This is a genomic window from Halobacillus sp. Nhm2S1, assembly GCF_019599545.1.
GTDB lineage: Bacteria > Bacillota > Bacilli > Bacillales > Halobacillaceae > Halobacillus.
The window spans coordinates 440,690-452,442 of the sequence record NZ_JAIEZV010000002.1 but is presented as its reverse complement, the minus strand read 5'-3'; the positions used below and the strand labels follow the sequence as shown (position 1 = coordinate 452,442).

The window sequence follows — 11,753 nt, the reverse complement described above, 5'->3', positions numbered from 1 at the left end:
GTAACTTTAAATATCCCGGGTGCGTGATAAAGTGACCATATCGAAATGACTAAAAATTCCAAAAATGTGGTATATAGTCCTTAACTTCGAAAAAGGAGATGGAACTATGGACATCAAACAACCTGCAGGATTTTGGGCACGCTTTGCTGCCCGGGTATTGGATGGGATTATTCTAGGTGTCATCTTCACACTACTTACTTATTTGATCTACGGAGAATTTTTTAGAGATTATAGCCCACTGGATTCTTTGAATGTCGTTTATTTTGTTGTTCTTCCTATTGTGTGGTCTGGATATACAATAGGAAAGAAAGCAGCGGGAATACGCATCCTTCAAAAGGACGGTACAGAGGTAGGAATAGGGAGGATGTTGTTAAGAGAGGTAGTCGGCTTTCTGGTTTATGCCCTCACTCTGGGTATCGGACTTATCGTCAGTGCGTTTATGGTAGGTATTCGTGAGGATAAACGAGCGATTCATGACTTCATTGCAGGGACCTATGTCACTCATCAGGCACCTGATACAACATCAAAGCAGGTGATGGAAGGTAATCACGCGTGAATAAGAATGGTAAAAAAACGCAAACCTGAAGGGTTTGTGTTTTTTTAATTCCGAATATCCTTTGTAAATATACGTGATAGGCACCATGTCCTGAGGCAGCAATAGTAAGTGTTTACTCATACAGGATATTCGTCAAAATCAAACAAAAAATTGTAAAATATTCTCTCCAAGCCTTCATACAAGGACTAAATACTGTTATAATGTCTAGTATTGAAATATATTTGTAATAATTGCTTTTATAGATTTACGCATTTGTACATACATTATGCCCATCTGATTTCTACCCTTAGACAGTTGGGTTTTTTTATGGAATGGGTAATTTGAAGGATATTGTAGAATTTCTAAATCTTTTGTCAATAAACATACATAATCTATGACTCTATGTTCGTATGTTTATGGAAAGAGGGAATATGCCGAAAAAAATATTGCTAATATCACAAAACTTCTATCCAGAAATCGGAAGTGCAGGAAACAGAATGAAAAACATATACCTCATGCTGAAAAAAGAAGGGTATGAGATTGATGTGTTGACAACGGACCCTACATATCCAAATCGTAACTTTTATGAGGATGAATCTTTTTGGGATGATCAACAACTAAACGAGACGGAAGATGTGACCCGGGTAAAAATCCAGAACCGTAAGTATTCACGCAGCTTTATGAATCGCCTCCTTTATTATTTGGAAATGGCCATAAAGATGATTGGAATTGTCTTAGGTAGAAGAGAGAAATACGATTACATTTATACGACCTCACCACCCATTTTTGTGGCTGTTGTCGGGTTAATCGCTAAAATTAGATTCAAAGCCAAGTTGATTCTAGAAATAAGGGATTTATGGCCGGATTCGCTAAAAGGAGTCGGGGTATTCAATTATCCTTTCATCATACGGTACTTCCGTAGAATCGAGAAATTGTTATATAAACGAGCGGATGAGATCGTTGTCAACAGCAAGGGTTTTATCGATCATATAAAGAATGAACAGACGGGAGCAGGAGAAAAAATCACGTATGTTCCCAATGGAGCGAGAAACTATGAATTCATGAAACCTTTATACAACCCTAGTGGTTTTAAAGCCATTTATGCGGGGAACCTTGGGCTTGCACAAGATAATGAAATCCTTCTCCTATTGGCTGAGAAGCTCAAGTCACGAAATGTAGAGCTAACGATTATGGGATATGGGTATCATAGTCAACATTTAAAAGAGGAAATTAAAGCAAGGTCCTTGGATAACGTCACATTCGTCCACCCTGTAACTCGAGCCGAATGTTTTGAATTAATTGCAGAACATCAAGTAGGGATTGTGACGCTAGTTGATAAAGAGGTATTTAAGACTGTTTTGCCTGGTAAGATCATCGATTATATGACTTGTGGTGTCCCTATTGTAGGTTCTGTGGATGGATTTGCTAAGGATATTATTGAAGCTAATGAAGCAGGATTTGTTTCTGAGACGAAACAAGCAGGGGAGCTGGTCGCTTATATTGATCGGTTACTAGAGGACCCTTTACTACAAAAACGTTTGAGCAAGAATGCGCAGCAATACGTGCAACGAAACTTTCTTTGGGAAGAAAATATTTATTCCCTTATTGACATTATGGAAAAACAGGAAGAAAGAGTACCAAATAAACTACGTAAGGTTGAACTATAAATGAACAAAAATGTATGCATGTTTGTCTGGAACCACTTTACAAACGATGCCCGTGTTTTACGGGAATGTACAGCTTTATCTGAACAGGATTATAAAGTCGATCTCATATGTATTCATGACCCTAAAGATGATGACCTTCCTATGTATGAAGAAAGGAACGAAAACTTCAGGGTCTTTCGTGTGCGAAGATATCCTGTATTGTTAGAGGCGATGCAGAAGGCTTACAGGATTCTTCTCAGTAATAAGATTGTAGCGTTTTTAGCCTTAATCTGTTGGTTAGTGCTTATGTATGTAAATCCTTTCCTTGTAGGTATGTTATCGATCTTAGGTTTTACATTATTAAAAACAAAAGTAAGGGTCGCATGGATCCGAGGCAGTATTATTCTTCGTATGATTTTGAGAGGTTACCAAAGAAATTATTCAATTTATCATTCCAATGATCTCAATACGCTTCCCCAGGGTTACATTTGCTCTAAATTTCGTTTGAAGAGGAAGAGGTTAATCTACGATTCGCACGAGGTCCAAACAAGCCGCACAGGATATGAGAGTGCTTATCATGGCAAGTTAGAAAAGTTTTTCATTTCTAGAATCGATTCCATGATTGTGGAAAATCATACACGCGCAAAGTATAACGAAGACTTGTATGGATTTTATCCAAACGTAGTACACAATTACCCCTTTAAGCAAGAAACGAAACTTACGCAGGAGAAAGCTCCATTACATGATATGTTGGATCTGCCGCAAAACGAGAAGATCCTTTTGTATCAAGGCGGCATTCAAACTGGGCGAGGACTTGATAAATTAGTGAGAGCCATGCCTCATATAAAAGAAGGAACTCTTGTCTTTATAGGCGATGGGAAAATTAAACCCCAACTAAAGAAAATGGTCCAAGAAATGGAATTGGAACACAAAGTGAAGTTCCTTCCCAAGGTACCGTTGAGGGATTTGCCTAGATATACAAGAAATGCTTATGTTGGTTTTCAGGTACTGAACAATGTGTGTTTTAATCATTATTCGGCCTCCTCTAATAAATTATTTGAGTATATGATGAGTGGAATACCTGTTGTAGCGTGCAGTTTCCCTGAAGTGGAAAGAGTTGTAAAAGGAGAAGAAGTGGGGGTTTGTGTGGACTCTCATGATTACGAAGACATCGCTAGAGCTGTAAATCACTTACTAACAAATGAACAACTGAGAGATCAATTGTCTGAGAATTGTTATGATGCAAGTTTGAAGTATAACTGGGAAGAAGAGAAATTTTCATTGCTAGAGGTTTATCAAACGAGTACCAAAAGCTTGGTAGCAGAAGGAGTGTAGCAAATGGTTCAAGTTTATGAAAAGCAAGTACAGCAACGAACAAAAGAACATGCTTTAACATCTAACCCTATTGCATGGTTGAAAGGTCATATTACAGGGCCTTTTATGTTGGAGTCTAGCCTAACTCCTCCTGAATTAGAAAACGACGAAAGTGCTACAACATGGTTAACGGATTCATTGAAAGTAGATATGGACTTTAATAAAGAGATTGCTGTTTCAAAGTCCATTAATTTTATAGAACCAGATGTCTTAGATGGGAATTTCAATACCATTATTATCCAAGGGGACTTGTTAACCCTGGCGGAAAATAAGGATTCCATTGAGAAAGTCCTCGATAGAATATGGTCTAATAGTGGGAATTTGATATTACTTACTACTAAGCCAAACAGGGAAGCTATTCACGAGCGAATGTACTTAATAAACCAACTCATTTCAGAGCTCTCTCTGGGTCGACTAGCCGATTGTTTTGTATCCTTCGATTGGGCAGGTATTGTTTTTACGAATGAAAATATCTCATCAGATACTAACTATGTAACTTCTATATTAGAAAATTCATTAAACAAAGAGAATGAACTGATTAACAAAGTACGTCAATTAGAGAATCATATAGATGAGTTGCAGAAAGAAAAAATATCTCATAATGATCTTGCGAAGTTGATAAAAAAACAAGCAGCTGTAGTCGACAAAATAAAAATCAATCAGGAAAAAGAAAAACCTGTTAAAACTAATTCAATAGATGTTCAACGTTTAAGCCAGCAACTAATCGAAGAAAAAGAGCAGAAAGTTAAGTTGAAAGAACAAATGATGCAGATGTACAAAAAAGAAGCTGTGCTTTTGAAATCGCACAAGAAGCTAATGAAGCGCTATGAATCGTTGAGTACCTCTAAATTAGGAAAAATGACTATTGCATATTGGAAATTTATCAACCGTATGAAGCGAGGTAAATAACTATGAATATCGTAAGTATTGACAAGAGATTAAAGTCGATTGAAAGAGAGCAGAAGGCACTACAACTTTCCATAAAGCAAGAATATAAGGAAATTACAAACTTAAAAAATGGAACACTTCCTCAAAAAAATAAAAAGGAAGTATCAAGCTCAGTAGCTTCAGCTGATGATGAAACTAAAGACTACTTAAATTATAGAAAGAAAACAGCAGATGAAGAGTACTTTTCACGTATTAAAAAGCTAATTACAAAAATACCGGAGAGTAATGGAAGTAAGTTCTTTACAAAGAGAAATGTAAACGTCGGTATCGTTGCGGATGAATTCTTATATCATTCGTTTAAAGACGTAGCTAACTTCAATTATTTAACCAGTAAGAATTATAAAAAATTCAAAGGGAAGTTAGATGTTTTTTTCGTTGCAACTACTTGGAAGGGTCTTAATAGGGAATGGCGCGGAGTAGCTAACTCAAAATCCAATAGGCGTAAAGAGCTTTATGAAATGATTGATTTCTTCAAACAAGATGGAGCGAAGATTGTTTTCTATTCTAAAGAAGATCCTGTAAACTATCATCGGTTTATAGACATAGCTAAAAAGTGTGATCATATTTTTACAACAGCAAAGGAAGTAGTTAATGACTACAGAAAAGAATGCAATAACGAGAATGTTCATGTTCTTGAATTTGGAGTAAACCCTTTATACCATAATCCTGTCGGTATGAAGAGTGTGGAAAAATTCAAGGATGTGTTTTTTGCCGGTTCATGGTTGAATAAATATCCAGAGCGTCAAAAGGAAACTATTACAATTTTTGATGGCGTTGTCGACTCAGGTCGGGATCTAAAAATCATTGATCGGAATTATACTATTGATCACCCTGATTACTTTTTCCCAAGGAAATATTTGAAGTATATTTCGCCAGCTATCCCGCATGAGTATCTGCAAAAAATTCACAAACTCTATGACTGGGCAATTAACCTCAATTCAATTAAATATAGTGAAACGATGTTTGCAAACCGTATTTATGAGTTGCAAGCAATTGGTAATGCAATTATGTCTAATTATAGCGTTGGAGTTAACAATAAATTCCCTAACGTATTTATGGTTCACAATAAACGTGAAGCAACTGAAATTCTTACAAAGATGTCTGACGAGGAAGTTTATCAGCATCAAGTCAATGGGATTAGAAATGTAATGTCAAACCACACGACATTCGACCGATTTGATGATCTATTAGCGAAAATAGGGCTGTCTGGAAAGACGCAAGATTTAACGAAGAGAGTCCTAGTCGTTGCTGATAAGATTACAGAAAGTACGAAGAAGATATTCGAGTTACAAACATACCCTCATAAACACTTAGTGGCTGTGGATTCTTTAACAGAAGAACTCAAGGAACAATTCGATATGATTACTTTTATCGATGGTAGCAGATATTACGGGGACCATTATGTAGAAGACATGGTGAACGGCTTTAAGTATACGAATAGCGATTATGTCACCAAAGATGTATTTTATGAGCGTAACCGATTAACTGAAGGTGTAGAGCATGATTTTGTTTCCGTTGTAAAAGACAAATATCAAACACTGTTCTGGAGCGAGTCATTTAAATTAGAAGATCTAATAAAACTTAGTAGAAATGACCAGGTTCCTAATGGTTATTCTATTGATCGCTTTGAGTATAATTCTATCAATCTCATAGCAGAGAAGCCTACTTCACAGCAAGAATATGACGTTACGGTAATTGTACCGGTTTACAACAATGGTAAGCATCTTTTAAATAAATGTTTCCAATCTTTAAAGAGAAGTAGCATTTTTAACCAAATGGAAATCCTCTTAATTGATGACGGTTCTACAGACCCCGAAACAATTAGGACAACAAATCGTTTAAACGATAGTTTCCAAAATGTGAACTTATACAGGTTTGATGATAATGGGAGTGGAAGTGCATCAAGGCCACGGAATAAAGGTGTAAAACTTGCAACTGCTCCTTACGTGACCTATTTGGACCCAGATAACGAAGCAGTTAATGACGGTTATGCAGAATTATTAGCAATGATGAAACAAGATGATGATCTAGATATCGTTATGGGGAATATGATTAAACTTGATAATGAGCGGCGGAGCACTTTTGACTATCATAAGATTGTAACGAATTGCTTGAACAGTGAAGAAATCATTGATCCAAAAGAGTTTTTGAAGGCAGTAAACCTGCGTGCTCATAGTATTCAAACAATGTTGATGAAGAAAGAGCTTATTATCGATCATAACCTTGAAATGATAGAAAAGGCTGCGGGACAGGACACAATGTTCTTCCAAGAATTATTGCTCAACTCTAAGAAAACCAAAGTAATAAATTTAACTATACACATATATTACGCTGCAGTTGAAGGTTCAGTAACAAATACGATCTCCAAGAAATTCTTTGAGAAATATTTGACATTAGAAAAAGAACGATTGCCATTTTTGGAGAGATATGATCTTTTGGATACCTATATGGAAAAAAGATTCACCTTCTACTTTAAGAATTGGTATTTGAAGAGGCTAAACAGAATATCAAAAGGGGATCAAGAAGAGTCTATAGACACCCTGTACAACATTTATGACTTATACCGTAAACATCTGGTTAATAAGGATAAAAGGTTCAAGGAATTTGAGGATTTATACAACAAAGGGGACTATGAAGAAATTATCAAGAAACTATCTAGCTAGAGGTGGGAATATTGTCAGATAATTATCTACAGCTTGAATTGCGTTTTGAAGATATAGGGAGTACGAACTTCTTTACCGACGAACCAACTATTTTTAGAGTGATGAAAGATGGAGTACCTTTTGAATTCCTTGTACGCTTCCGTAAAGGTTCTGATCGCTTACTGATTATGAATAACGGAGCGTACAATGCTGAAAAAAATAACCCTCCTGTATTTCAAAGACATTCTTGGTTAAATAAGATCATGGGATCCGTAATTATAGTAAGCGATCCTACATTATATTTAGGTGAGATCAATCTTGGTTGGGGCCAGGGCACAAAAGAAAGATTTTATTTGGAAGAGATCTCCAATATATTAAACGAAATTATTTCTATAGTGAATTTTGAAACTGAGAAAGTACAATTTTATGGAAGCTCCGCAGGTGGGTTTATGTCAATGTATTTAGCTACATTAGTTAAGGGTTCTACCGCTATAGTAAACAACCCACAAATTGATGTAAGTAAATACTATAAACAACATGTGGAGGCTATGTACAAGTGCTCCTATCCACAAATGGATAAAAACGAAATTATTCAGGAATATAGGAGAAGGTTATCCCTGGTAGAACTCTTCAATGAACATGATTATATTCCTCAGATATACTATCTGCAAAATCTTGCTTGTAAGCATGATGTTAGTAATCACTTAATGACTTTGCTGGAAGGTATTAAAAATAGAAAAGATAAGAAGAATATATTATTTAATTTTTATCACAATGAACAGGAAGGCCATCTTCCAAAAGGAAAAGAAGAAACGTTACATGTATTGAATGAAACGCCTTCTCTAAGTTCTTTTATTAAGTTAAATTCTTTAGAGACTTCACAACTTATTAAGATTACTAATGTAAATAGTAAGTCGACAGAAATAGGAGACCAAATATTAAAAAATAACTTCTTTCTAAAGAATGGTTTGGACTCTATAGATTTTTCTGAAGGAATAGATTGGGATTATCAACATGGGGCTAGTGGGAACACTTATCAATTGTATTTACATGCACTAAACGTCCTTAGTTATTTGCTAAATGCTTTTGAGCAAACATCAAACATCAAGTACTTGCTAAAAGCACATGAGATCACTGAGTCTTGGATCTCATACAACGAAACGGACCCAGATAACTCTATGTTGTGGTATGACCATCCGACAGCATATAGAGCACATAATTTAGTTTACTTTTTGGTTCTCTCTCAAAAACATATTCGTCTAGATACTAGAAAGTATGCTGAACTGGTGGAGAAACACGCGGAATATTTAATGTCTGATGAAAATTACAGAAAAAACAACCATGGTATTATGATGGATAGAGCCTTGATTTTGTTAGGCATAGTAATGAAGCACCCAAATTCAGATAATTGGATTCAAAAAGGGATTTGGCGTCTGAAGGATACCTTCTACTCTAGTTACAGTCATCAGGGTGTACATCTTGAGAATAGTCCGGAGTATCATCGAATTGTTGAAACTCTCTATCGTTCTACCGAACAATTCTTAAAGAAAAACCATTTGACTCTTGGAAAAGATTTAATTGATTTACTAGGTTTATCAAATGATTATTATCAATATATTACAAAGCCAGATGGGTTTATGCCTCTAATTGGTGATTCAGGTAAATTAGCCGTCAAAGGGACTAAAAAGAAATTTGATAGCTTTCACGATCAAACCGCTGGTATAACTATTATGCAGGATAAATTTGGGGAGGAAGACAAACAATCCACCTGGTTATCATTTGTTAGTGGATACGAAACCATTACACATAAACATTTTGATGACCTATCTATCTCCCTGTATTACAATGGCAGCGATATTCTAGTTGATTCCGGTAAATATAGTTATGGAAAATCAAAGATAAGAGGCTATGTAAAATCACCTAATGCTCATTCCATATTGTCTTTAAGAAATAAGAGGTATAAGTTGGATGAGAGGAAAGGTCAAAAAACAATTGCCACGACATCATTTATGACAAATGACCGCTTAGACATAGTAAAGGGGCATAATCATGCGTATCCAGGTGTTAAGCTTGGAAGAACAGTATTGTTCTTCAAACCTAATATTGTTGTCATTGTAGATGAGATCGATAGTGATAAACAAAGAGATTTTTCTCAGTTGTTCAATTTAGCACCGGGTATTGAAATCTTAGAGCAATCCTCAGGGACAGTGAAACTTAAATCAGAGAATGACCTCATTGAAATGGAACAGCACACTTCTTACGATGATATGCTTCTCCATGAGGGAAACTTAGATGAACCACGTGCTTTAGTAGCTGAAAAGTTCGGGAAAGTTTTAGAGACTAAACAGCTGGAATTCCTTAAAAAGTGCAAAAAGGGGCACCTTTTAACAGTCTTCAAATTAGGTGAAGATTCCATAAATGAATTTCAATCAGCAAAATATGAAAATGGTAAACTTACCATTGAACTATCAAACGAAACAGTAAGTACTTTTATATAAAAACGGGGGAATTACAATGAAATTAACTACTATTGGTCTAGGATATATCGGGTTACCTACATCTGTGATGTTTGCAAAATACGGGGTCGACGTACTTGGTGTCGACGTAAGTGAAAGAGTAGTTGAATCGCTAAATAATGGAAAAATTCATATTGAAGAGCCTGGATTGCAAGACGCTTTAACTGAAGTAGTGGAAGCAGGCAAATTCCGTGCATCTTTGCAACCGGAAAAAGCTGATGCATTCATCATCGCCGTCCCTACTCCTAATAATGACGATGAGCACAAATCTTGTGATTTAACTTACGTTAAAGACGCAGTTAAGAATACACTGCCTTATTTGGAAAAAGGAAATGTATTAATTGTTGAATCAACGATTGAACCTCGAACAATGGATGACCATGTTAAACCATTAGTTGAAGAGGCTGGTTATATTGTCGGGAAAGACATTTTTCTTGTGCATTGTCCAGAAAGAGTCCTGCCAGGGCAGATTATGCATGAATTAATTTACAATAACCGTATTGTTGGTGGTATTACTGAGGCATGTACGGAAGCTGGAGCAGAAGTATATGAAACGTTCGTTGAAGGTGAAATTATTAAGACTAAAGCGAAGACAGCTGAGATGTCCAAGTTAATGGAAAATACTTACCGAGATGTAAACATCGCTCTAGCAAATGAATTAACTAAAGTTTGTGATGAGTTGGAAATCAATGCACTTGATGTCATTGAAATGGCAAATAAACACCCACGTGTCAACTTACACACACCAGGCCCTGGTGTTGGTGGACATTGTTTGGCAGTAGATCCATATTTCATCGTTTCAAAAGCTCCGGAAACTGCTAAATTGATTGATCAGGCACGTGCTGTCAATGTTTCTATGCCTGAATTTGTCATAGGAAATGTTCATAAATTGATGAAGAATGTCGAGGGTAAAGTCGTTACAGTATTCGGTCTTGCTTACAAAGGAAATGTAGATGATATTCGTGAAAGTCCTGCTATGGAAATTTATGAAACTTTGAAGGAACAAAGCAATTTCGAAGTGCGTGCTTACGATCCTCACGTGGATAAAGACTTTGTAGAAAGTGACATAAAAGAAGCTGTCAAAGGTTCTGATTTAGTCTTACTATTAACGGATCATAATGAATTTAAAGAACTAGACTGGGATATGTTAGAAGCATTCATGAACAATGCTCAGGTATTTGACACGAAGAACGTAGTGAGCAATGTAAATGAAGAGGTAGACTATATGAATTTTGGAAACCTTCATCAGTATAAGAAGAAAGCACCGGTCATGGCATGACACCTGCGCTTAGAATCATGAAGGAACAACTAATAAATTTTCCACTGATACTTAGACTCGCCCTTTTCGATATTAAAGGGAAGTATCAAATGCACTACTTGGGTATTTTGTGGCAAATTATTAACCCAATGATTCAAGTAGGAGTTTATTGGTTCGTTTTTGGAGTTGGATTAAGACAAGGAGGGGCTGTAGGAGACACGCCCTTCATTGTCTATTTATTACTAGGGATTGTCCCTTGGTTTTTTATATCACCTAGCATTGTACAAGGGTCAAATAGTATATACAGTAAAGTGAATCTTGTGTCTAAAATGAACTTCCCAGTCAGCGTATTACCTTCTATTACAATTTTGGGAAACGCGGTGAACTTTGCGTTCATGATGATGCTATTGTACATAGTGTTATTTGCACATGGGATTTACGGTGGTGTTTCCTTAATTCAACTTCCGTATTATTTATTATGTATGCTTACATTCATGTATGCATTTACCCTATTTTCATCTACAATATCTGCAATCATTCGTGATTATCAATTGTTAGTGCAATCTGTGATGAGGATGCTCTTTTTTGTAACGCCCATTTTCTGGAGTATGGATAGTTTCCCAGAGAAACTACAAACGGTCATCAAATTAAATCCATTTGCTTATATTGTGAATGGCTTCAGGGATACTTTTCTTGGAAGTGGTTGGTTTTATGAAGATTGGCGTTATATGCTATATTTCTGGTCTATTACCATCCTAGTTTTATTAGTGGGTTCAATATTGCATGAAAACTTTAAGAGCAAATTTGTAGATTACTTGTAATTTGGAGGCTTAT

The 11,753-nt window shown here is 36.0% G+C and carries 8 protein-coding genes; all 8 read left to right on the top strand.

Annotated elements, in window-relative coordinates; translation table 11 throughout:
* The first annotated feature begins 106 nt into the window (after window positions 1–106).
* The 8 genes from K2225_RS08615 to K2225_RS08580 all read left to right on the top strand — a co-directional run bounded on the left by K2225_RS08615 (window position 107) and on the right by K2225_RS08580 (window position 11,740).
* On the top strand, window positions 107–556 hold the full coding sequence (locus K2225_RS08615; RefSeq protein ID WP_220584375.1) for an RDD family protein: 450 nt from the start codon (window positions 107–109) through the stop codon (window positions 554–556).
* A 476-nt stretch (window positions 557–1,032) separates the two neighbouring features.
* Window positions 1,033–2,202 (top strand): glycosyltransferase family 4 protein, encoded by a 1,170-nt coding sequence (locus K2225_RS08610; protein WP_370632729.1) that lies wholly within the window; start codon window positions 1,033–1,035, stop codon window positions 2,200–2,202.
* Window positions 2,203–3,516, top strand: coding sequence for a glycosyltransferase (locus tag K2225_RS08605; protein ID WP_220584373.1), 1,314 nt, complete (start codon window positions 2,203–2,205; stop codon window positions 3,514–3,516).
* 3 nt (window positions 3,517–3,519) lie between these two features.
* Window positions 3,520–4,464, top strand: a complete 945-nt coding sequence (locus tag K2225_RS08600) for a hypothetical protein (protein WP_220584372.1) — start codon at window positions 3,520–3,522, stop codon at window positions 4,462–4,464.
* A 2-nt stretch (window positions 4,465–4,466) separates the two neighbouring features.
* A complete protein-coding gene (locus K2225_RS08595) occupies window positions 4,467–7,166 on the top strand; it encodes a glycosyltransferase (RefSeq protein WP_220584371.1) in 2,700 nt (899 codons plus the stop codon).
* Between the two features lie 11 nt (window positions 7,167–7,177).
* Window positions 7,178–9,643: a heparinase II/III domain-containing protein gene (locus K2225_RS08590; RefSeq protein WP_255574342.1), complete on the top strand. Its 2,466-nt coding sequence runs from the start codon at window positions 7,178–7,180 to the stop codon at window positions 9,641–9,643.
* A 16-nt stretch (window positions 9,644–9,659) separates the two neighbouring features.
* On the top strand, window positions 9,660–10,940 hold the full coding sequence (locus K2225_RS08585; protein ID WP_220584370.1) for a nucleotide sugar dehydrogenase: 1,281 nt from the start codon (window positions 9,660–9,662) through the stop codon (window positions 10,938–10,940).
* A complete protein-coding gene (locus tag K2225_RS08580) occupies window positions 10,937–11,740 on the top strand; it encodes an ABC transporter permease (protein ID WP_220584369.1) in 804 nt (267 codons plus the stop codon). Before K2225_RS08585 ends, K2225_RS08580 begins: the two co-directional genes overlap by 4 nt.
* Window positions 11,741–11,753: the final 13 nt, after the last annotated feature.

Excerpts from the sequence above, each read along its gene's own strand:
- K2225_RS08615 (WP_220584375.1), top strand. The coding sequence starts at position 107 with ATGGACATCAAACAACCTGCAGGATTTTGGGCACGCTTTGCTGCCCGG.
- K2225_RS08610 (WP_370632729.1), top strand. The coding sequence starts at position 1,033 with ATGAAAAACATATACCTCATGCTGAAAAAAGAAGGGTATGAGATTGAT.
- K2225_RS08605 (WP_220584373.1), top strand. The coding sequence starts at position 2,203 with ATGAACAAAAATGTATGCATGTTTGTCTGGAACCACTTTACAAACGAT.
- K2225_RS08600 (WP_220584372.1), top strand. The coding sequence starts at position 3,520 with ATGGTTCAAGTTTATGAAAAGCAAGTACAGCAACGAACAAAAGAACAT.
- K2225_RS08595 (WP_220584371.1), top strand. The coding sequence starts at position 4,467 with ATGAATATCGTAAGTATTGACAAGAGATTAAAGTCGATTGAAAGAGAG.
- K2225_RS08585 (WP_220584370.1), top strand. The coding sequence starts at position 9,660 with ATGAAATTAACTACTATTGGTCTAGGATATATCGGGTTACCTACATCT.
- K2225_RS08580 (WP_220584369.1), top strand. The coding sequence starts at position 10,937 with ATGACACCTGCGCTTAGAATCATGAAGGAACAACTAATAAATTTTCCA.